Consider the following 22,903-nt stretch of genomic DNA (forward strand, 5'->3'; position numbering starts at 1 on the left):
GTTCTGCTTATTTTTGGAAAAACTTAACCATTTCTTTTCCATTATTTTATATTCTGGCTTATCAAAAATATGCTTAAGCCTCACGCACAGCATCTTTCATAGACTTTACGTAATCCTTTACATATGGCACGCAGTTTTCCCCATGTGCTGCGCAAAGCTTCACAATGGCAGAGCCTACAATAGCGCCGTCGGACTGGGCTGCCATTTTCTTGGCCTGCTCCGGGGTGGAGATTCCAAAGCCTACTGCGCATGGAATGTCCTTCGCCGCTTTTACCAGCTTCACCATGGCACCAATATCGGTGGTGATCTGGGTTCTGGTTCCGGTTACGCCCAGGGAAGAAACGCAGTATACAAAGCCGTTTGCCTCCTTTGCGATCCGGGTGATCCGCTCGTGGGAGGTCGGCGCGATCAGGGAGATCAGATCCAGTCCGTACTGCTTACACACTACGTCAAACTCTTCTTTTTCCTCAAATGGGACATCCGGAAGGATCAGACCGTCCATTCCCACTTCTGCTGCTTTCTTGATAAAGCGCTCTGTTCCATAGGAAAAAACCACGTTCGCGTAAGTCATAAATACCATTGGAATACTGGTTTTCTCACGGATTTTTACTACCATATCAAAGACTTTATCTGTGGTTACGCCGCCGCTTAAGGCACGCACATTGGCCTCCTGGATCACCGGGCCCTCTGCTGTAGGGTCAGAAAATGGGATTCCAAGCTCAATAAGATCTGCGCCTGCTTCCTCCATTGCGTAGACAAGCTGCTCGGTGATCTCAAGGGATGGATCTCCGCAGGTGATAAACGGGATAAATGCTTTTCCTTTTGCAAATGCTTCTGAAATTCGGTTACTCATGGATATCCTCCCCTCTGTATCTTGCGATTGCCACACAGTCTTTGTCGCCGCGGCCAGAAATGGTGATGACCACGCTCTGGTCTTTTCTCATCTGTGGTACGATTTTTCTTGCGTAAGCTACTGCGTGAGCGCTTTCAATAGCAGGGATGATTCCTTCTGTCTTAGAAAGGTATTCAAAGGCTTCCACTGCTTCTTCGTCTGTTACCGGCACATACTGGGCGCGGCCGATGTCATAAAGGTGGGCATGTTCCGGACCGATTCCAGGATAATCCAGACCTGCGGAGATGGAGTAAACCGGGGCAATCTGACCGTATTCATCCTGGCAGAAGTAGGATTTCATTCCGTGGAAAATGCCAAGCTTGCCGGTAGCAATGGTGGCTGCTGTCTCTGCAGTGTTTACGCCGCGGCCTGCTGCCTCACAGCCGATCAGCTGTACTTCTTTGTCTTCAATAAAGTGGTAGAAGGTTCCAATGGCATTGGAGCCGCCGCCTACACATGCAAGGACTGCATCTGGAAGTTTGCCTTCTTTTTCCAGCATCTGCTCTTTGATTTCTTTGGAGATGACTGCCTGGAAATCGCGGACGATGGTTGGGAATGGATGAGGGCCCATGACGGAGCCTAATACGTAATGGGTGTCGGCGATGCGGTTGGTCCATTCACGCATGGTCTCGGATACGGCGTCTTTTAAGGTTGCGGTTCCGGAGGTTACAGGATGGACTTTTGCTCCAAGGAGGCGCATTTTGTATACGTTTAAGGCCTGGCGTTCAGTGTCTTCTTTTCCCATGAAGACTTCGCATTCCATTCCCATAAGGGCTGCGGCTGTGGCTGTGGCTACGCCATGCTGTCCGGCGCCGGTTTCGGCGATGACACGGGTTTTGCCCATTTTCTTGGCAAGGAGTACCTGGCCTAATACGTTGTTGATCTTGTGGGCACCGGTGTGGTTCAGGTCTTCTCTTTTTAAGTAGACTTTGGCGCCGCCAAGGTCCTCTGTCATGTGGGCTGCGTAGTAGAGACGGGATGGTCTGCCTGCGTATTCATTTAAAAGTTCGGTGAGCTCCCGGTTGAATTCCGGGTCGTTTTTGTAGTGGTTATAGGCTTCTTCCAGTTCGATCACCGCGTTCATCAGGGTTTCGGGGATGTACTGGCCGCCGTGGATTCCAAATCTTCCGTTTGACATGGGTGTGTGTTCCTTTCTTATGTTATTGGTAACGATTAGTTTATTACATTCTTACTCAAACTCGGCTTCGCGTTCCTTTTGGTATGCTTCCAGTGTATTAATTTGTTTTAACATACGAGAAATTTGCTTAATTTTCATAGGATCCTTCTTGCCACCGGTTTCCAGGCTGCTGCTCAGGTCTACGGCCCAGGGATGCAGGGTGGAGATAGCGGTGCGGAGGTTTTCGGGGCCAATTCCTCCAGCCAGGAAGAAGGGGCGGCGGACTGGAGGAACCAGGCTCCAGTCGAAGGGTTCTCCGGTTCCGCCGGTGCCCTGGTCTAAGAGGATGTAGTCGGCGGGGCTATGGAGGGCTCGCTGTACATCTTCTGGGGTTTTTATGGAGAAGGCCTTGATCACGGGCTTTCCGGTCATATTCTGGATTTTTTCGATGTAGTCTTCGTCTTCATTTCCGTGAAGCTGGGCTGCCCAGAGGGTGCCGTCTCTTAATAAGGAAATTGGAAGTTCAGGGGCGGCATTTACGAACACGCCTACTGGAAGGATTTCCTTGTCCAGTCCTTTCACCAGGACTTTGACCTGCTCTGCCGTAAGGCTTCGTCTTCTCCCCGGAACTTCGATCACGAATCCTGCAAAATCCGGTTTTACTTCATTTACTGCAGCAATGTCCTCTTCACAGGTCAGGCCGCAGATTTTTAACTTTGCCATATTGTTCTGTTCCTTTTCGTTAACTTGTTATTTTCCAACTAATTTATTTTCCAGCACCTAATGCTCTTTCCATTGCCAAATGCGTACGGTTAGGCAATCCCCGCATTCAGTGCTTCCAGCGCAGCCTTCTTGTCGGGGCTTCGCATCAGGGTTTCCCCGATCAGGACTGCGTCCACTTTATTTTCATATAATATGCGGATATCCTCCGCTGTCTTAATGCCGCTTTCTGAAACAAACACCGTATCTGCCGGTGCCATGCTTCGAAGCCGGATACTATTTCCCATGTCAACGGTAAAATCATGGAGGTTTCGGTTGTTTACTCCCACGATCTTCGCATCCAGATTCAGGGCCCGGTCTACTTCCCACTCATCATGGGCTTCCACCAGAGCATCCAGTCCCAGATCCTGTGCCAGTTCCCCAAAGGCTTTTAACTGGCTGTTATCAAGGATAGCACAGATCAGCAGTACAGCGGAAGCCCCAAATGCTTTTGCCTGGTAGATCATGTACTCATCTACGGTAAAATCCTTTCGGAGCACCGGAAGCTCCACAGCCTGGGAAATTTCCTGCAAATACCGGTCAGCCCCCTGGAAATAGAAGGGCTCCGTGAGACAGGAAATTGCGGAAGCTCCTGCCTGTTCATATTCCTTCGCAATGTCCAGATAAGGAAAATCTGGTGCGATCAGACCCTTGGATGGGGAGGCTTTCTTTGCCTCACAGATATAAGACATTCCCGGCTTTTTCAACGCTTCCAGAAAAGAGATTTTTTCCTGGGCGTGCTTCGCCGGATCTGAATTCTGCTGGGCGATAAGTCCCCTTAATGGGGCTTTGAATTTTTCCTCTGCGATACGCTTTTTTGTGCGCGCTGCAATTTCATTTAAAATACTCATTCTATCTCCTGAAAAACTCTCTGTGATGTCATTCTCTCTTGTCGTCATCTTTATCCCAATGAGTTATATTGTTATTCTTTTCGGTGTTATTTTGTTTTGCAATGTGATTATTGTCATTTTTGTTATTATTTGTGTTTACTCATTACTCCTGGTTGCTCTTTTCTATAAATTCTTCCAGTTTCTTCAGGACAGCCCCACTGTCGATCAGCTGCTCTGACATCTTCACACCTGCTTCAATGGAAGCTGCTTTGCCTGCAATATAAAGTGCGGCACCAGCATTCAGACAAACTGCATGACGTTTCGCACCTGTCTCTTTGCCTTCCAGAATTGCTTTTGTGATTTCTGCATTCTCCTGTGGAGTTCCCCCCTGAAGTTCCTCTTTGGTGCAGCGCTCATAGCCGAACTGCTCCGGGGTGAGTACATAGGAAGTGAATTTACCATCTTTGATCTCGCAGACAGAAGTTGGTGCGCTCATGGAAATTTCATCCAGGCTGTCCTGTCCGAAAACTACCATTCCTCTTGTTACCCCAAGGTTTGCCATAACCTGTGCCAGTGGCTCCACAAGTGCTTTGTCGTAAACGCCCATCAGCTCCATATTGGCTCCAGCCGGATTACTCAACGGTCCAAGAATGTTAAATACGGTGCGGATTCCCAGCTCTTTACGGATTGGAGCCACGTACTTCATGGCAATATGATAGTTCTGTGCAAACAGGAAACAGATTCCAATTTTTTTCAGCAGTTCCTGGCTTTTTTCTGGCGGGATCGTGATTTTAACGCCAAGAGCTTCCAGCACATCGGCGGCGCCGGATTTGGAAGAAGCCGCTCTGTTTCCATGCTTTGCTACCGGTACGCCGCCTGCTGCGATCACCAGGGAAGCGGTAGTGGAAATGTTAAAGGAATTGGAACCATCTCCGCCGGTACCAACGATTTCCAGCACATCCATGTCATGGAGCAGCTTAATGCAGTGTGCTCTCATGCCTGCTGCGGAAGCGGTGATCTCGTCAATGGTCTCTCCTTTCAGTGCCAGGGCTGTCAGGTAAGCGGACATCTGCACCGGAGTGGCTTTTCCGCTCATAATCTCATCCATTACCTCTTCTGCTTCCTGATAGGTTAAGTTCTGTTTCTTGGATAATTTGATAATGCTTTCTCTGATCATTTTTTCTGCTCCTCTCTGATGTTGTAAATCTATTTGTCAAAGCGCGTCCGCACAGCCAGGAAATTCTCAATCATCTTTTTCCCATCAGGTGTCATAACCGACTCCGGATGGAACTGCACACCGAAAACCGGATATTCTTTATGTTCCACTGCCATGATTTCTCCATCCTCTGCCCTGGCTGTTACCACCAGATCTTCCGGAAGTGTTTCTTCAATTGCTGCCAGGGAATGGTATCTGGCTGCCGGGAACTTTTCCGGAAGTCCATTAAACAGGATATTGACGTGACACTGGATCATCATATCCCTTTTCCCATGCTTTAACTCCTTCGCATAAGAAACCACTCCGCCGAAGGCTTCGCAAATGCTCTGGTGTCCCAGGCAAACACCCAGGATGGGGATTTTTCCTGCAAACGCTTTGATCACTGGAATACAGATTCCTGCCTCCTCCGGCCGTCCAGGTCCTGGGGAAAGAACGATTGCCTCTGGTTCCAGCTTCTCGATTTCATCCAGAGTAATTTCGTCATTGCGCACCACCTGAATGTCCGGATTAACAGACCCGATCAGCTGATACAGGTTATAGGAAAAACTGTCGTAATTATCAATGAGTAAAATCATTCTAATCCCTCCTCTGCCTGGCTGATGGCCCTTACCACCGCTCTTGCTTTGTTCTGGCATTCTTCAAACTCTTTTTCCGGCACGCTGTCTGCCACGATTCCGGCTCCAGACCGGATACAGATCTCATCTTTTTTCTTATATACCAGACGGATTGCAATGCACACATCCAGATTTCCAGTGAAATCCACATACCCGATGGCACCGCCGTAAATGCCCCGCTTGCTTTGTTCCAGTTCCTGAATGATCTGGCAGGCACGGAATTTTGGCGCTCCGGAAAGGGTTCCGGCTGGCAGGATGGCATCCACTGCATCAATGGCATCTTTTCCCTTTTGGATGGTTCCTGTCACGGTGGAGCCAAGGTGCATAACACAGGAATAACGCTCCACAGTCAGATATTTTTCTACTTTTACAGTACCAAGCTCACTGATTTTTCCAATGTCGTTTCTGCCAAGATCCACAAGCATGTTGTGCTCTGCCAGTTCTTTTTCGTCCTGGAGAAGATCGGCTTCCAGTGCTTTATCCTCTTCTGGTGTTTTTCCGCGAGGTCTGGTTCCCGCTAAGGGGAAGGTGCTCAGCTTTCCATGGTCCAGCTTCACCAGTGTTTCCGGGGAAGCGCCGGCGATTTCAATGTCGTCACTGGAAAAATAAAACATGTATGGGGATGGGTTGGTTGCCCTCAGTACGCGGTAGGTGTCGAATAAGCTTCCTTCCGCTTTTGCTCTCATTGGGTTTGATAAAACCACCTGGAAAATATCGCCTTCGTGAATATAGTGTTTGGCTTTTTCCACCATCTCACAGTATTTTTCTTTTGGGAACTGGGGCTGGATGGGGGACTGAAGCTTAATGGGAGGGAAGTGCTTTTTCTCACCTTTTTTGATGAGAGCAGTCATTTCTTCCAGTTTTTCACAGGCCCGTTTATAGGACTTTTCCAGGTCAGCTGTCATCACACCGGTGATGAGAAGGACTTTCTGGCAATAATGGTCGAATGCGATCACATCATTGAACAGCATCAGATCCAGATCACGGAAGTCCTGCTGTTCTTCGTCTTTTAGTTCCAGCTTGGGCTCGCTGTATTTGATGTAGTCGTAGGAGAAATAGCCGACCAGACCGCCGGTGAAGGTTGGCATCTCATCCATGACCGGGCTTTTGTACTGGCTAATAATCTCACGGATGGCATTGCCTGGGTGAGCAACCTGGGAAACTTCTTCGAACTCTCCTGCCGTATCTTTTCCTAACTCTGATTTACATTCATTTTGCTTGCTGTTTTTTTCTGCAAAATCAGGTTTGTTCTTTTCTTCACTGGTTTTGCGTATCCGAAGGGTTCCGTCTGTACAGGTAATTTCCATGGAAGGGTCATATCCAAGAAAAGAATATCTTCCCCACACCTCGTTCTGGCTGGCGCTTTCCAGCAGATAGCAGTGATGACTTGCTTTTTGAAGGATCCGCATCATTTCTACCGGTGTGTAACTGTCTGCGTATAGCTCTTTGCAGATTGGAATTCTTTTGTAGTCTCCCGTTGCTGCCATTTCTCTGATCTTGTCAAATGTTGGATACATAGAGCACCTCCTGATTTTTATTTTGCCTAACAGAAAAACCCGTCCATGACAGATTTTCTATTCTGTCAAGGACGGGTTCAAATATTCTCCCGCGGTGCCACCTTGATTCACGATCATATTATCGTGCTCTTATCGGAATACTATCATATTCCTGACAACTGACGTATGTCTTACGTCGCATGCTACTTGGCTTCTATCAGCCTTTCAATGCGCCCTCAGCGGCCCATTTAACAAACTGCTTTACCGCCCGGCTCTCAGCCTCCCGGACTCTCTGTGGGTGCACGAATGTTTTTATTCCCGCTTCAACGGTTTAGTTCGTTAAATTGAATTTTTATATAAAATAGCACAACGATAATGAATTGTCAAGCAGTTTGATTAAAAAATTTAGTTAATGGTTTCTTAGCACGTTAAATAGCCAGTTCCACAATTTCCCCATCCGCTACTTTATACACACGGTCCGCGATGGCCATGGTGGACTCGCGGTGGGAGACCAGGATGATGCTCTTTTTGTGCTTCTGCTGGGCAAGGGCTTTGAGGATGATGCCTTCGTTAATACTATCGACATTGCTTGTGGGCTCATCAAGTAAGATGAGTTCCCTGCCGGAAAGGAAGGCGCGTGCAAGGCCGATTCGCTGTTTTTCGCCGGCGGACAGGTTGTCGCCAAGGGCGCCTACACGTGTCTGGTAGCCTTGTGGTAATGTTGTTATGAAGTCGTGGACGGAGGCAAGCTTGCATGCTTCTTCCAATTCTGACTGGGTGGCGTCGGGCTTGGCGATGCGAAGGTTCTCTTCTATGGTGTCATCAAAGAGGTATGTCACCTGGCTGACCATGGTGACGTTGTCCAGCAGGTTGGAAGAATTGATCTGCTCGATGTCAATATTGTTATAATTTATCTCGCCGCTGTCCTTTTTCCAGAAACGAAGGAGCAGTTTCAGGAGGGTGGATTTGCCGCAGCCGCTTTCTCCTACGATTCCTACGATCTCGCCTTTCTTTGCCTGCATGCAAATATTTCGTAAGACGGGTTCGCTGGCGTTGTAAGAGAAGGAAAGATCTTTTACTTTCAGATTTTCGTAGAAGATATTTTTTCCGTTGGTGATCTCTTCTACTACTGGAGCCTCTTCCAGAAGATTCAGCACACGGTCACCGCTTGCAAAAGTCTGAGTGAGGTTTCCTGGCAAAGCAGATATGGCAATTACAGGGCCGAAGCTTCCAAATACGGTTACTACGCCCAGAACCATTTTTCCGATGGTAATGTCCCCATTATGACACAGTAAAATTCCCACTGCCAAAGTAAAAATAATAAATAGGGAAACCATCAGTTCTGTGGCTGCTGCTGCTTTCGTGGACGCATTCTTCATTCGTCTGGTTTCTTTCAGAAGCTTTTCGGAGCGTGCATTCACCTCTTTTTCTCGCTGCTCTCCTGCATTGTGGAACAGGATGTCCTGGATGCCCTTGATGCTGTCCAGGAAATAGGAGTTGAAGGAGGCAAATTCCCGGCGGTAATTTACGCCTGGCTCTTTCAGTGCTGCAGAAGAGATCACTGGAACCAGAATTCCGATCACCAGGTATCCCAGAAGGGCAGCTGCTGCCAGCCACGGGCTTACTGCAACGCCTACGAAAATACATACTGTCACCGAAACCACCGTTGCGATACAGATTGGGGAAAGTGTATGCGCATAAAACACTTCCAGAGTTTCAATGTCCGAAGTCAGCATGGCGATAATGCTGCCTTTTTGCTTGCTCTCTAATTTTGCCGGACAAAGCTTGCGAAGCACGCGGAATATGCGGTCGCGGAGAATTGCCAGCAGTTTAAATGTAATGTAGTGGTTGCTGTACTGTTCTATGTACCGCAGCAATCCACGAAGGATTCCACAGCCGATGGCCAGGGCAATGACCGTGTTATAGGACAGTGCTATATTTTCTCCCAGGGCTTTTGCCACACCGAGGGTACCAAATACAGTAACACCCATGGCGCAGAGATAACCGATACTTCCGTTGATGACTGCACCAAGAAGTACCATTGCAAAACCTCCAAGAAGACCGATCAGGCTTCCCATGATACTCAGGCTGCTTCTGCGAAGTTTTTCTTTCCCACTGACTCCATTTCCACGGTTTGCAGAGGGCTGGCCTTTTTTTATGTTATTTGCGTAGGTTCCAGCATTCATTGCCTTATTTTTTACTTCACTCATGCCATCACCTCCATGTATCCCTCTTCCAGCGCTTTCTGCCGTTTATAAAGCTCAGCATAGCCTTGGCCTGCTGCCATCAGTTCTGTATGATTTCCATGCTCTTTCACTTCTCCTGCTGCCAGGAAGTAAATCTGGTCTGCTGGAACGATATTTTCCAGGCGGTGGGAAATGACGATCACATTCTTCGTCTTGGAAAGTGCCTTGATATTTTTCATAATGATGGCTTCGCTTTCCACGTCGATATTGCTGGTTGCCTCATCGAAAATATAAATATTCTTGTCAGCTACCAGGTTCACAGCCAATGCCAGACGCTGTTTCTGACCACCTGAAATGTTGCTTGCATCCTCGGCGATCACCTTATCCAGCCCACCGTTTTCCTGGATAAAATTCCAGAGATTTACTTTTTCCAGAGCTTCCTTCATCTGGGTTTCAGATACTTCCGGTGCCGCGAGCAGGAAGTTGTTTCTTACCGTATCGTTAAAAATATAGGTATTGTAGCTGACCACTGCAATATGACTGTAAAAATCACTTCTGGACAGTTCCTTCAGCGGGATTCCGCCCACAAGTATCTATCCCATTAATGGGACACTGTTTCCGTCTGCCAGCCGCACAATGGTGGATTTTCCACAGCCTGACTCGCCAACGATGGCACTCATACCTGCTTTTGGAAATGTCATGTTTATATTTTTCAGGACCTGCCGTTCCCCGTCATAGGAAAAGCTAACATTTTCTAAGGTCAGATCTGTCCCTTCTGCTTCCCGACTGCCCCACACAGGGTCCGGAGTTTCCAGAAGATGAAGGATCTTTTTCCCTGCACTCACGCCGTTCATGGCAATGTGAAAGGCGCTTCCAAATGCACGAAGAGGGAGAAAGAAATCCACTGCGATCAGCATGAGGAAGATTGCGGTTGTCACCGGGATTTTGCCTGTTGACAAGTCTTTTACTACAAAGGCAATGCCAAGGCCTGCGTCGCCGTAGGCTACCAGATCCATGATGGTGGTGCTGGCCAGCTGCATGGTCAGAACCTTCATAGTGATCTGCCGGAATTCTTCGGCTGTCTGGTTCATTTTTTCATGCTGTCTGGCATCTGCTTTGAATATTTTCAATTCTGTTAAGCCCTGCACACTGTCCAGAAAATAGTCTCCCATAGAAGTGTACTTATCCCAGTACTTTGCAAAGATCTTTTTTGCCCATTTAGAGACCGCAATAATGGACACTGGGATCAATGGGACGCAGCAAAGCAGTACAAGCGCCACCTTCGCATCCATGCCTACGGAAATCAGGAAGAGGATCACCGGGGCGATCATGGCGTAAAAAAACTGGGGTATATAGCTGGAAAAATACAGGTCCAGCTGCTCAATGCCTTCCATGCTCACCTGGGTCAGACCTGCCATGCTCATATCCGCTGTGCTTTTTCCTCCCAGACGGACAATCTTGTCGTAGGTTTTCTCACGCAGATCCTTTTTCACTTCCCTGCCGATCTGGTCTTTCAGTGAGCCTGTACACCTGGTGCAGACGTAGCGCACCAAAATGGCTGCAAACGCAAAAATTGCCACCGGCGCGTAGGCCTGCGGCAGTGCTTTCTCCATGGTAAGGGAAATAGCCCTGCATATAGAAAAGGTGATCCCCAGATTGGCAAACAGGCCAATTACCATGGAAATCACCGCATATACAATGTACTTTTTCCCATTGCCAAGGAGCTTCATTAGTTCCTTATCGATCATTTCGTCACCTGCCCTTTTCTAATTAGTCTGTTCTAATTATCGTTGAATGGGACTACTTTGTCAAGTGAGGACAGGCGACTATTTTTTAGATAATTTTTCCAAATATAAACAATAAGACCTGTCCAGACATTTTTGATATGTATTCTTCACATGAAAAAGAATGCATTCAAAACCTTATATGGACAGGTCTTATAGTTTTATTATAATTTACTGTTCTTTTTCGTAAAGAAACTCTTCTGGAAGAGTTACATGGAAATCCTTGGCTACAGCGCGGAAATCGTCTGGAGTGATGGTCTGGAGCTTGCGTGGTGCCATGGACATTACTTTTACCAGAATCTCTGCGGATTTTTCTACTGTGTGGAGAAGACCGAAGGTCAGGTCAAAGTCCTCACCGGAGCAGAACATTCCGTGGTGTGCCCAGATGACAACATCGTATTTCTTCATGAGCTCCGCGGTTTTTACTGCGATTTCTCTTCCGCCTGGTACCATCCATCCTACAACGCCTACGCCGTCTGGGAAAACAACGGGACACTCTGTGGCAGATTCCCAAAGCTCTCTTGTAAATACCTTGTCATCCAGCGGAAGCACGAAGGTAAGTGCGATGGTGTTGGTTGTGTGTGCATGGTAGATGACACGGTGTCTGCCATTTGTAAGTTTCTTTTTTACCTCGTGGTTCATAAGGTGGGTGGGAAGCTCGCTGGTTGGGCGGCCGCCTTCTACCAGTCCCCAACGGATTCTGTAATTAACGCCCTTGTCGTCCAGCTCGATAATGGCCAGGCAGGCTTCCGGGTCAACTGCAATGTTTCGGAAATATTTGCCGCTTCCAGTTACCAGGAAAAACTCACCTGCCAGTCCTGGTACCTCTGTACCGATCGGCTGCCACTCGCCTGGTGCATTCAGACGCGGACGGATCATTTCTACTTCTTCTGCTTTCAGACGATAGCTTAAGTTTCCACCGTTTCTCTCATGCCAGCCCTGCTGGAAACCATCGTCTGCCATTTTAATAAAGCCCTTCATAAATTTGGAATCTAAAATCTTCATACCATCTTCTCCTTTTCTTTTCTTCGTATCGCCAGTCTTTTTCTTTTCCCTATTTTCTCCATCCAACTATAAGATGTCTTATGAAAAAGTTCTTATTGACTGGTCGCAATTATGGTCTCTGGGCTTTTTGTGAGCCCTTCTTCAAGGATTTTCATATGCGGAGTCATATTTTCTTTGTGCCGCGTTCCTTTGCAGAGGCCATACGAATACGCTGCTCTTCCCGGCTGCTGAACGCATCCTCTTTTTTCTCCTGGCAGGTATCCGGTATGTTTTGTTTGCTCTTCTTGTTTACATGCTCAGTATAACACGAATTTTTCTTTTGGAAAGAACCTGGCTTGCCAAGTTGTTTTCCTCTTTTTGCAAATAAGGACCTAAAATGAAAATTCCTGTTTTTACGGCAATGTCCTTGCCTGTAAAAGTTTCCTCTTTTTCCTGTAAAATAGTGAAAAAATATGTTTCTAAATTTTTTTGAAAAAAAGTAAAAAAAGTTGTTGACAATTTGCGACAGTTGATAGTATAATAGCAAAGCGAGCTGCGGAAGAGAAATAAATCTTCACAGTTTGTATATGGGGTCTTAGCTCAGCTGGGAGAGCATCTGCCTTACAAGCAGAGGGTCATAGGTTCGAGCCCTATAGGCCCCATACTTATGAAATAAATATGGCGAGATAGCTCAGTTGGCTAGAGCACGCGGTTCATACCCGCGGTGTCGAGGGTTCGAATCCCCCTCTCGCTACTTTGCTGATAGTCTTTTATACGCACAGACTTTTCAGCAAAACTTTTTAAATGAATATGGCGAGATAGCTCAGTTGGCTAGAGCACGCGGTTCATACCCGCGGTGTCGAGGGTTCGAATCCCCCTCTCGCTATTATAGATGTTGCAGATTGCAGCATCTTTTTTTGTTCATCAGTAAAGCGGACATTCCAGGTCTGCTTCACTACTTGCTCATGACCGCCATAAAACTTGGCACGTAATTTTTCCAGTTAATAATTTTTAAAGGAGTAACTGCATGAACATTGACCCATCCATCCGTAAACTTCTTGATAATGAAACTACAATCCACGAAGCTCAGATCCGCGCTTTGTTCCAGACTCTTGACCGCAGGTTTGGGCTTCGTGGAGCTTCTGTGCCTATCCGCTTTGGTTACGATGAGGCTGTACTTGGCTCTTATACACCTGCTTCTTCTCATGAAAAGGAAGGCTTCTATTTTTCCCTTCTGTTTATTGGTTATGCCGTAAAGAAGCCTCTTTCCAAAGAGGATCGCCTGGATCTTTATAAGCACGAATACGCCCATTATATGCAATACAATATGAAAATACCGGCGCAGTACAACTGGCAGGCCGGGAAGCACGGGAGCGCCTGGAAATACTGCTGTTCTCTTGTGGGCGCCGCGCCTACTCCTTATTACAGAATCGGAGAAAGCCTTCTGAAGCACGATTATGACAAAGCTCTGAAAAACCCTATTCACGACAAGACAGTTCCCATCCGGGACACCTATCGCCGTGAACAGGCCTACAAAAGCGCCAAACATAGCGAAATAAAATTCCAGGTAAACGATGTGGTAACTCATCCCAAATTTGGGGAAGGTACTGTAGAGGAAATCGTACAGCTGTCCAATTCCGTCAGACTGCATATCCGGTTTGCAGATGATGAGGTGAAAAAGATTGACCAGAAATGGCTGCTGCGGTCTGGTCATAAATAGTTATATTTTTACAAAACCCAATAAACTTATCATAAAAGGAGTAAAAAGCCATGAAAAAAATCATCTACACCGGCAAATCCACCTCTGCCTCATTATTTTACTGCTTCTTATTTGCAGTTCAAGCCAGGTATTTGCCGCACCAAAGGTAAAGCTAAAAAATACCAAGATTAAATTATCATCCACAAAGCTTACCTATAATAAAAAGGTACAGCGTCCCAAAATAAGAGTAACTTATTACGCCGTTTGCCCAATGGGCTCAACCGGCAACATTGAAGAAATCAAAATGATTGATTTTTCCGATCTGAGCAATATGCGAAAGTTCGGATAATCTTAATTTAAGAAATCGAATAAAAGTCCCCATCTCGCTGTTCCAATTGCAAAAACAGTGAATGGGGACTTTTATTCGATTCTTTTATTTCTTAAGCTTCATTTTTACAATCTCATACGCGGTATCCGTTTCATAGTCATATCCCCGTATTCCGATTTCATTGGGAAGGTCCGTTTTCTGATAGCTTATCTGGAAGGTGGCTTCTTTTCCAACCTCTGCAACCTCTGCGTAACCACCAAGGTTTGAACTTTTCCATACATTTCCATCTACATCCGTTACATCCAGGGAAATACTATCGGATCCTTCTAATAAGATGTAATGAATTGTAACGTAATTGCTCACTTCTGTTTTTTCTATATATGCGGACAGGATCTTTACTTTTCCATCGGCGGTTATCCCTTCACCATCCACAGGCACATAGGTCATGTTTTTCCCCTGGCTCTTATCTTCCAGCTGAAAAGTAATGTTTGTACGCATCACATCATCAACGCACTTAGCATCAGGAAGCGTGGCAGTTCCGATGCAGGAAACGGTAAGATTCTTACTCTCATTTGTCTTTGCCGCGGAAGAATAGAAATCTACTACATCATCTTCCAGATTTCGATAATTTCCCACTGCTGTTTCAATGCCCAGATCTGAATCAAAATCAAAGCTGGCTCCGACCTTTACGATGGTCAGTCCTTTTTCTGCGGCATATTCTTCTATTGTCTTATCACTTTCAATTCCAAGATTTCTTACAGGATCCTCATTCAAGGCATCTTGTCCTGCCAGAAGATACTTTCCTCTTTCTTTCGCTGTGACTTCCACCACCACCTGGACACTGTTCTTATCACAAAGGGCTTCTTTCACGGTATAAGTGAGAATGGAATCACCATCTTCCTGCTGCACCGGATCTTTTTCAATCAGCCCCTTGGCTTCTTCCGACATCTTATTTCCAGCTTCCTGGAAAAATCCGGAAATGCCTATATACTTCTCTGCTGCAAAAACAGTGGCACCAAATGCCATCACTGCCGCAAATGTCAAGATCAAACTGCGCTTCCAGTTTTTCCTCTGATACCCTCTATCAGACTCTGCCGAATTCTCTATCGTTTCCAATGTCTCATCTACACGCCTGAGCACACATTCTGGCACTTCTGTTTCTTCTGAAAAAATATCAAACAATTTATCATCCATGAATATATCCTCCTTCATACTCTGCACGAAGCTGTTTTCTGGCTCTGGAGAGCCTTGTAAGCACTGTATTCTGGCTGATTTCCAGAAGAGCGGCAATTTCCTTTACACTAAAGGATTTGCTGTAATACAAAAGCATCACCACCTGGTACTTCTCATCCAGGGATGCCAGGATTTCCTTCCACTCGCAATCTACATAGCCAGGTTCCTCGAAAATTTCCTCTTCCATTTCCATCGTAGGGAAAACGCGGCCTTTGTGCCGAAGCATTTCGTTGCAGTTATTGATCAGGATCCGAATCATCCAGGTTTTGAAGTAAGAATCCTTTTTTAAAGTGGAAAGCTTCTCATAACACTTTAAAATCGTTTCCTGTATGGCATCTGCCACATCTTCGTCATTCTTCAGATAGACCCAGGCTACTTTATACATGCTCTGGGTATTCATCCGGATGAGCTGTGCAAATGCACCGGAATCTCCGGATTTTGCCTTTTTCACCAAATTTTCCATAAGGTTTTTCGCTCCTTTTTGTGTTCTGCAGTACACGAAATTAATTGCTGTATTTCCTTTTACATACATTAGATGGAAATAGCCGGGAAAATATTTCATTAAAATTATTAAATATAGCGCAAGAACTATATTGATGGCAATGCATCTGCGGTGACGAAAATCAAAGTAATGAAGATACAAAAAATATCCTGGATAAGTTACAATGTGGAAAAAGCTTTGTACTTACCAGGATATTTCTTTTTTAACGTTTTATTTGCAACGTTTTATTTGAAGTACTCAACACCGGACTCAAAGATCTGAATATCCTGCTGTCCATAGATGTTGATTGCAACGCCATTGTCGTGGCGCTCGCTATGTGCCATCTTACCGAGAACACGTCCATCTGGGCTTGTGATACCCTCAATGTTATAGGTAGATCCGTTGATATTGGATTCTTCGGACTGATCCAGCTCTCCGTTTGGATTTACATACTGGGTAGCTACCTGACCGTTTGCAAGGAGCTTAGCAAGCCATTCATCGTTTGCTACGAAGCGTCCCTCACCGTGGGAAGCCGGGTTGCAGTATACACCGCCAAGTGTGGCTTTCTGCAGCCATGGAGACTTGTTGCTTACAACCTTTGTGTAAACCATCTTGGAAATATGACGTCCGATGGTGTTATAGGTCAGTGTAGGAGAATCCTCTTTCTGTCCGCAGATCTCACCGTATGGAACAAGTCCCAGCTTGATCAGCGCCTGGAATCCGTTACAGATACCAAGTGCAAGACCATCTCTCTCATTTAACAGCTTCATAACAGCTTCTTTGATCTTTGCATTCTGGAAGGCAGTTGCAAAGAATTTCGCAGAACCGTCTGGCTCATCACCAGCGGAGAAGCCGCCTGGGAACATGATCATCTGTGCCTGATCAATGGATTTCTCAAAAATTTCCACAGAATCACGGATATCCTCTGCACTTAAGTTCTTAAATACTTTAACGTCTACCTCAGCTCCTGCTCTCTCAAAAGCACGGGTGCTGTCGTACTCACAGTTTGTTCCCGGGAATACAGGAATGAATACGCGCGGTTTTGCTACTTTATGCTTACAAACGTAAATGTCCTTTGTATTATAAACACCGTTCTCATAGGTTGCCTGTGGATCTTCCGGTTTTACCAAAATTGCTTTCGGGCCATCGTTTGTCTCTCCGGAAACAGTCTTAAATACCTTCTCCAAAGTGCCTGTCCATGCCTTGTAAGCCTCATCCAGAGTGATCTCAGCGTTTCCGTAGGAGAATTTACCATCAGCTGTTACTTCACCGATTACTGTGTAAGTAATGGAAAGCTGACCAACCATTTCAGCCGGAACTTCCAGAACCAGATCGCCGAAGCCTGGTGCAAAGAAGTCTCTTGGATCCAGGTTATGCTCAATCTTCACGCCCATTGCATTTCCAAATGCCATCTTGCTGACAGCTGCAGCAATACCATGACGGTCAAGTGCATATGCAGAAACCACTTTGCCTGCCTGCATATCATTGTGTAATTTCTCGTACTGATCCATAATTGCCGCATAGTCCGGTAAATCGTACTGATCTTTCGGAGCGCGAAGCCATACCAGCTTGTTTTCAGCCTTTTTCAGCTCTGGTGTGATCACATCCTGAAGCTTGGCAACATCCACAGCGAAGGATACCAGTGTTGGCGGAACATCAATGTCATTGAAGGTTCCGGACATACTGTCCTTACCACCGATAGACGGAAGACCGAAGCCCATCTGTGCTGCATAAGCACCAAGAAGTGCTGCAAATGGCTGGCTCCATCTCTTTGGATCCTCTGTCATACGACGGAAGTATTCCTGGAAGGTAAAACGGATCTTCTTATAATCACCACCTGCTGCCACGATTCTTGCAACAGATTCTGTCACTGCATAAGCAGCTCCGTGATATGGGCTCCAGGAAGATAAATATGGATCAAAGCCATAGCTCATCATAGTTACAGTATTAGTTGTTCCATTCTGTACCGGTACCTTGGCAACCATTGCCTGAGTCTCTGTCAGCTGATTTTTACCACCATAAGGCATAAGAACGCTTCCTGCACCAATGGAGCTGTCAAACATCTCTACAAGCCCCTTCTGGGAGCATACATTTAAGTCTGCCAGTGTGGAAAGCCATTTTTCTCTCACATCCGCTACGTCCGGACGCTCTTCAAAAAGGTTGCCCTCTTTATTCGGAATTTCAACTTCTACAGTTGTCTCCTGATGTGCACCGTTGGTATCAAGGAATGCGCGGGAAATATTTACAACCTCTTTTCCTCTCCAGGAAAGCACCAGTCTTGGCTCTTTTGTTACAACTGCAACCGGAACTGCCTCCAGGTTCTCTTCGTTAGCAAAGCCAAGGAATTTCTCTACGTCTTCCGGAGCAACAACAACTGCCATACGCTCCTGGGACTCGGAAATTGCGATCTCAGTACCGTCAAGACCTGCATATTTCTTCGGAACTTTGTCAAGGTCGATCTGAAGACCAGGTGCCAGCTCTCCGATTGCTACGGATACACCGCCTGCACCGAAGTCGTTACATTTCTTAATGATATAGCTGACTTCCTCACGACGGAACATACGCTGGATCTTACGCTCTGTAGGTGCATTTCCTTTCTGTACCTCAGCACCGCAGACCTCGATAGAAGCCTCTGTATGTACCTTGGAGGAACCGGTAGCACCACCGATACCGTCACGTCCGGTACGTCCGCCAAGAAGGATGATGATATCTCCCGGATCAGAGTTCTCACGGATAACTGCACGTCTTGGAGCAGCACCCATAACTGCACCGATCTCCATACGTTTTGCAACGTAATTCGGATGATAGATTTCTTTTACATAGCCGGTAGCAAGACCGATCTGGTTGCCGTAGGAGCTGTAGCCATGAGCTGCGCCGCGGACCAGTTTTTTCTGAGGAAGCTTGCCTTTCAGAGTTTCTTTTACAGAAACGGTTGGATCAGCGGCTCCAGTTACACGCATTGCCTGGTATACATAAGTACGGCCGGAAAGCGGGTCACGGATAGCACCGCCAAGACAGGTGGCAGCTCCACCGAATGGCTCGATTTCAGTCGGATGGTTGTGTGTCTCATTCTTAAAGTTGATCAGCCATTCCTCTTCTTTTCCATTTACATCAACCGGCACTACAATACTGCAGGCGTTGATCTCGTCGGACTCTTCCTGATCCTGAAGCTTGCCTTCGGATTTCAGCTTCTTCATAGCCATAAGAGCAAGATCCATCAGGCAGACAAATTTGTCGTCCCGTCCTTTATAAAGGACTTCTCTGTCAGCAAGATATTTATTGTAAGTATCAACGATAGGAGCTTTGTAATCACCCTCATCAAATTTTACATCTGTAAGCTCTGTGGAGAATGTGGTGTGACGGCAGTGGTCAGACCAGTAGGTATCCAGCACACGGATCTCGGTCATGGATGGATCACGTTTCTCTTCGTTCTTGAAATAGTTCTGGATATGAAGGAAATCCTTGAAGGTCATGGCAAGGTTCAGGGAGCTGTAGAGCTCTTTTAATGGAGCTTCTTCCATGTCACGGAAGCCGTCGAAGATCTTTACATCTTCCGGATCCTTGAAGTCTGCAACCAGTGTCTCAGGCTTCTGAAGACCTGTCTCGCGGGAATCTACAGGGTTAATGCAGTGGTTCTTGATTGCCTCAAATTCTTCCTCTGTGATGTCACCTTCGATCACATAGGTGGTTGCGGAGCGGATGATCGGCTGCGCATTCTCATCCAGGAACTGTACGCACTGTACAGCGGAATCAGCTCTCTGGTCGAACTGGCCAGGAAGGAATTCTACGGAAAAAATGCGGGCACCGTCTGCTGCCTCAAATTTCTCCAGGTAAAGGTCGTCTACCGGAGGCTCTGCAAATACGGTGTGGCATGCTTTTTCAAATACATCATCGGAAATATTCTCTACGTCATAGCGGATCAGTTCCCGCACGTTTGTTACAGTCTTAATGCCCAGATAGGAACTGATCTCGTGTTTCAGTTCTTTGGCTTTTACGGCAAAGGATGGTTTCTTTTCTACGTATACTCGTCTTACGTTACTCATGGGAAAACTCCTTTCGTGAATGTGAAATCGTAGTGTGGTGTGCTTTTTCATTTTGAAAAATATGAATGACTGCGCGAAACTGCAGCCAGACTTGTACATTTTCGCTTATTATAGTATCATAGGTTTTATCATAAGTAAAATTAATATATCTTATATTATTTATATATATAAGTTATAAGTTTAGAAAATCGCAATAAACAAAAAAACGGATCAAATAAAATTTCAATAATAGACATTAGAATAATTTCCAGAAACGGAGGCACTTCCATGGATATCAACCTTGAACTATACAAATGCTTCTACTACGTTGCCACCACCCTAAGTTTTTCCGAGGCTTCCCGCCAGCTTTTTATTTCCCAGTCAGCAGTAAGCCAGGGGATCAAATCCCTGGAAAAAAAGCTGGGGCATGAACTATTTTTCCGCAGCACGAAAAAGGTATCTCTTACTCCCGAAGGCGAAGTGCTTCTGCAGCATGTAAAACCAGCCCTGGAAATGCTCTCCCAGGGGGAAGCGCAGCTTCTCGGGGAAGACGGATTGCAGGGGCAGCTGCGCATTGGCGCCAGCGATACCATCTGCCGTTATTTTCTTATTGACTATCTGAAACGCTTCCACCAGGATTACCCCGGCGTGCGGATCAAAGTCACAAACAGCACTTCCATCGGCTGCGTGGAGCTTCTGGAAAACCGACAGGTGGATCTGATCGTGTGCAACTTTCCCAATTCCCGGCTTTCCAACCATATGAAATCCCAGGTAGTAAAAGAATTCCAGGATATCTTCGTCGCCAATCCAGACTTTTTCCCAATTGATGGAAAGGTGCTGGAAATAAAAAAACTGATGGAGTATCCTCTTCTCATGCTCTCTTCCAAGAGCACAACAAGTGAATATCTTCATCAGTTTTTCGCCGCCCACAGGCAGAATCTTATTCCTGAAGTGGAACTGAACAGCAATGATCTGCTCATGGATCTGGCACGCATCGGGCTTGGGATTGCCTGTGTGCCGGATTATATGCTGTCTGCGCTGCATGGGCAGGAAAGTTCTCTGGTCAAAGTTGCCCTGAAGCAGTCACTTCCTGCAAGACAGATCGTGCTGGCGCAGAACGATACATTGCCGCTGCCGCAGGCGGCTGAAAAATTTATGGGGTATTTCTAACACCACAAACATTCTTTGTTCATGAAAAAGACGAAGTGACCTAGTATATCCAACTCACTTCGTCTTTCTATTTTGTTGCTATTATTTTGGTACTATTATTGTGGCATTACAGCGTCTGCTGCCTCAATATACGGATTATCAATCTCATCAAATGCGCCGTCGTCAACCTTGGCTGCATAGGCCGGGTCGATTGGCATTTTACCGAGGACTGGAACGTTCAGGGATGCAGCAATCTCATCGATGTGGCTTTCGCCGAATACTTTCAGTTCTTTACCGCAATCTGGACATTTCACATAGCTGTAGTTCTCTACAAGGCCAAGAACCGGCACTTTCATCATTCCAGCCATATTGTATGCTTTCTTCACGATCATGCTTACAAGATCCTGTGGAGATGTTACGATCACGATTCCCTGGATTGGAAGGGACTGGAATACGGTCAGCGGAACGTCGCCTGTTCCTGGGGGCATATCTACGAAGAGGTAGTCTACATCGCCCCAGATAACATCTGTCCAGAACTGTTTTACCATGTTTCCAAGGATCGGGCCACGCCAGATTACAGGGGTGTCCTCAGTTGGAAGAAGCAGGTTGATGGACATTACCTTGATTCCGTTCTTGGTCTCCATTGGGAAAATGCCGCTGTCATTTGCCTGGGCAGCACCATTCAGGCCGTACATTTTCGGGATGGACGGGCCGGTGATGTCTGCGTCAAGGATTCCTACTTTATAGCCCTTCTTTGCCATTCTGTTTGCAAGAGATGCTGTCACGAAGGATTTTCCAACGCCGCCTTTACCACTTACAATGCCGATCACATGCTTTACATCAGACATTGGGTTCATAGCCGCCTGCATGCTCTGCGGATTTTTCTTGCTGGCACAGCCTTCACAGCTTGATTTGTCGCAAGTCTTGCTGTCACATTCTTTTGTCATTTTTATCTATCTCCTTTTTTTCATATTCGTAAATCAATTGCAGCTAACACTGGCTCTTCCCTGTACTGAAGCAGCTTCTCCACTGCCTACAGTCTGATGGAGCCGCCCGTTAACTTCAATCACTTCATAAACCTGTCAATCGCACGTTCCAGTTCCTTGATGGCATCCTTATCGCCATGCTCTACTGCGTCCACAATACAGTGCTCAATATGATCCTGCAAAATGATCTTACCTGTATTGTTAATGGCAGATTTCACTGCGGAAAGCTGGATCAGCACTTCACTGCAGTCCCTGCCGTCTTCTACCATGCGCTTGATGGATTCCAGATGTCCGATGGCACGGGAAAGTCGGTTCAGCACCGCCTTGGTCTGTGCGTGACTATGGTGATGTCCATGTTCTCCATGGGAATGCATGACTGTGGTGCCATCTTCCAGAACATGGGTGTGCATATGCTCTTCCTCGCCTTCCTGCAGGTGGTTTTCTAAATGTTCCTCTATCATGTCTTCCTCCTGTTTTTTCAGTCATTTCGCCTGTTCCATAACGCTACCGCGGATGGTTCCTGACTGGTGAAATTCTTTTGAAGCATGTCCGTTTATTATAACATAGTTTCCCAAAATATGCACTATTTCTGGGGATTGTACTAAAAAATATGCCTTTGAATTGTTACTGTTCACTGGTAACATTCCGCGAGGTGTTTTTTGTGAACAAAGTTCACAGAAAACCTGAGAATTGCGGTGCAAAATCATGCAAATGCATGATTTCTGTGCATCGCGAAGCGTGTTGCCGGTCACGGAATGAACAGTAACTTTGAATTATATCTCCGTAAACGAACACCTCTGCTTAATCTGAGACGTCTGGATGTCAAATATGATGGTGCCGTCCTCCAGAACCGTCTTCTCATAGGATACTTCTTTGCCCTTAAATTTATTCTTCACATATTCCTCCGGGTCTTCAATTTCCACCTCGTCCACAAATACATCCCGCATCTGATTTCTTGGACACTTGTTAAAAATTTCCCAGATTACTTCATATTCTTTCATGCGCTCACCTGACTTTTCTTTTTTCAAAATTTCCCAAATTCCAGAGTTATTATGGCAGTTTTCACAATGACTGCACTGTGTTTTTAGAAATTAATTTCATTATAGAGATTTTATACTTTTTTGTCA

At 46.2% G+C, this 22,903-nt stretch carries 17 protein-coding genes, 3 tRNA genes and 1 pseudogene; 5 read left to right on the forward strand and 16 right to left on the reverse strand.

Features of this window, described 5'->3' with window-relative positions:
• Positions 1-73 precede the first annotated feature (73 nt).
• The 10 genes and pseudogenes from trpA to rhaD all read right to left on the reverse strand — a co-directional run bounded on the left by trpA (position 74) and on the right by rhaD (position 11,899).
• Positions 74-853: a tryptophan synthase subunit alpha gene (gene trpA, locus ACTQ50_RS02885; RefSeq protein ID WP_441482900.1), complete on the reverse strand. Its 780-nt coding sequence runs from the start codon at positions 851-853 to the stop codon at positions 74-76.
• Positions 846-2,030 carry a tryptophan synthase subunit beta gene (trpB, locus tag ACTQ50_RS02890; RefSeq protein ID WP_441482901.1) on the reverse strand — a complete coding sequence of 395 codons (1,185 nt, stop codon included), beginning with the start codon at positions 2,028-2,030 and terminating at the stop codon, positions 846-848. Before trpB ends, trpA begins: the two co-directional genes overlap by 8 nt.
• Positions 2,031-2,081: 51 nt before the next feature.
• Positions 2,082-2,732: a phosphoribosylanthranilate isomerase gene (locus tag ACTQ50_RS02895; RefSeq protein ID WP_441482902.1), complete on the reverse strand. Its 651-nt coding sequence runs from the start codon at positions 2,730-2,732 to the stop codon at positions 2,082-2,084.
• Between the two features lie 89 nt (positions 2,733-2,821).
• The gene (trpC, locus tag ACTQ50_RS02900; RefSeq protein ID WP_441482903.1) at positions 2,822-3,619 is read right to left on the reverse strand and encodes an indole-3-glycerol phosphate synthase TrpC; all 798 of its coding nucleotides are present in this window, start codon (positions 3,617-3,619) and stop codon (positions 2,822-2,824) included.
• 142 nt (positions 3,620-3,761) lie between these two features.
• Entirely contained in the window at positions 3,762-4,775 is a 1,014-nt protein-coding gene (trpD, locus tag ACTQ50_RS02905; RefSeq protein ID WP_441482904.1) for an anthranilate phosphoribosyltransferase, read from the reverse strand.
• 29 nt (positions 4,776-4,804) lie between these two features.
• On the reverse strand, positions 4,805-5,389 hold the full coding sequence (locus tag ACTQ50_RS02910) for an anthranilate synthase component II (protein ID WP_441482905.1): 585 nt from the start codon (positions 5,387-5,389) through the stop codon (positions 4,805-4,807).
• Positions 5,386-6,945: an anthranilate synthase component I gene (gene trpE, locus ACTQ50_RS02915; protein ID WP_441482906.1), complete on the reverse strand. Its 1,560-nt coding sequence runs from the start codon at positions 6,943-6,945 to the stop codon at positions 5,386-5,388. Before trpE ends, ACTQ50_RS02910 begins: the two co-directional genes overlap by 4 nt.
• 407 nt (positions 6,946-7,352) lie before the next feature.
• Positions 7,353-9,134, reverse strand: a complete 1,782-nt coding sequence (locus ACTQ50_RS02920; RefSeq protein ID WP_441482907.1) for an amino acid ABC transporter ATP-binding/permease protein — start codon at positions 9,132-9,134, stop codon at positions 7,353-7,355.
• Positions 9,131-10,858: pseudogene (locus ACTQ50_RS02925) on the reverse strand (ABC transporter ATP-binding protein/permease). Before ACTQ50_RS02925 ends, ACTQ50_RS02920 begins: the two are co-directional and overlap by 4 nt.
• A gap of 207 nt (positions 10,859-11,065) precedes the next feature.
• On the reverse strand, positions 11,066-11,899 hold the full coding sequence (rhaD, locus tag ACTQ50_RS02930) for a rhamnulose-1-phosphate aldolase (RefSeq protein WP_118578371.1): 834 nt from the start codon (positions 11,897-11,899) through the stop codon (positions 11,066-11,068).
• 568 nt (positions 11,900-12,467) lie between these two features.
• Between rhaD and ACTQ50_RS02935 the strand changes: the two genes are divergently transcribed.
• The 4 genes from ACTQ50_RS02935 (at position 12,468) to ACTQ50_RS02950 (ending at position 13,598) form a co-directional block, all read left to right on the forward strand.
• Positions 12,468-12,540 (forward strand) — tRNA-Val (locus tag ACTQ50_RS02935).
• Positions 12,541-12,558: 18 nt separating this feature from the next.
• A tRNA-Met gene (locus tag ACTQ50_RS02940) sits at positions 12,559-12,632 on the forward strand.
• 58 nt (positions 12,633-12,690) lie between these two features.
• Positions 12,691-12,764: transfer RNA gene (locus tag ACTQ50_RS02945), tRNA-Met, on the forward strand.
• 141 nt (positions 12,765-12,905) lie between these two features.
• Positions 12,906-13,598 carry a hypothetical protein gene (locus ACTQ50_RS02950; RefSeq protein ID WP_441482908.1) on the forward strand — a complete coding sequence of 231 codons (693 nt, stop codon included), beginning with the start codon at positions 12,906-12,908 and terminating at the stop codon, positions 13,596-13,598.
• Positions 13,599-14,010: 412 nt separating this feature from the next.
• Here the strand turns inward: ACTQ50_RS02950 and ACTQ50_RS02955 are convergent, their stop codons facing one another.
• From ACTQ50_RS02955 to ACTQ50_RS02965, 3 genes are all read right to left on the reverse strand, one after another.
• Positions 14,011-15,099, reverse strand: a complete 1,089-nt coding sequence (locus tag ACTQ50_RS02955; RefSeq protein ID WP_441482909.1) for a hypothetical protein — start codon at positions 15,097-15,099, stop codon at positions 14,011-14,013.
• Positions 15,092-15,601, reverse strand: a complete 510-nt coding sequence (locus ACTQ50_RS02960; protein WP_441482910.1) for a sigma-70 family RNA polymerase sigma factor — start codon at positions 15,599-15,601, stop codon at positions 15,092-15,094. Before ACTQ50_RS02960 ends, ACTQ50_RS02955 begins: the two co-directional genes overlap by 8 nt.
• A gap of 263 nt (positions 15,602-15,864) precedes the next feature.
• Complete coding sequence (locus ACTQ50_RS02965; RefSeq protein WP_441482911.1) at positions 15,865-19,662, reverse strand: phosphoribosylformylglycinamidine synthase; 3,798 nt, start codon at positions 19,660-19,662, stop codon at positions 15,865-15,867.
• 267 nt (positions 19,663-19,929) lie between these two features.
• Between ACTQ50_RS02965 and ACTQ50_RS02970 the strand changes: the two genes are divergently transcribed.
• Positions 19,930-20,811, forward strand: a complete 882-nt coding sequence (locus ACTQ50_RS02970) for a LysR family transcriptional regulator (RefSeq protein WP_441482912.1) — start codon at positions 19,930-19,932, stop codon at positions 20,809-20,811.
• A gap of 95 nt (positions 20,812-20,906) precedes the next feature.
• On the opposite strand, the gene ACTQ50_RS02975 is transcribed toward ACTQ50_RS02970, so the two are convergent.
• The 3 genes from ACTQ50_RS02975 to ACTQ50_RS02985 all read right to left on the reverse strand — a co-directional run bounded on the left by ACTQ50_RS02975 (position 20,907) and on the right by ACTQ50_RS02985 (position 22,777).
• Positions 20,907-21,737, reverse strand: coding sequence for a P-loop NTPase (locus ACTQ50_RS02975; RefSeq protein WP_441482913.1), 831 nt, complete (start codon positions 21,735-21,737; stop codon positions 20,907-20,909).
• Between the two features lie 119 nt (positions 21,738-21,856).
• Entirely contained in the window at positions 21,857-22,237 is a 381-nt protein-coding gene (locus ACTQ50_RS02980) for a metal-sensing transcriptional repressor (protein WP_296027747.1), read from the reverse strand.
• Between the two features lie 312 nt (positions 22,238-22,549).
• Positions 22,550-22,777 (reverse strand): hypothetical protein, encoded by a 228-nt coding sequence (locus tag ACTQ50_RS02985; protein WP_296027748.1) that lies wholly within the window; start codon positions 22,775-22,777, stop codon positions 22,550-22,552.
• Positions 22,778-22,903: the final 126 nt, after the last annotated feature.

This window comes from Blautia sp. Sow4_E7 (genome assembly GCF_052116245.1).
In the GTDB taxonomy this organism is placed as follows: domain Bacteria; phylum Bacillota; class Clostridia; order Lachnospirales; family Lachnospiraceae; genus Blautia_A.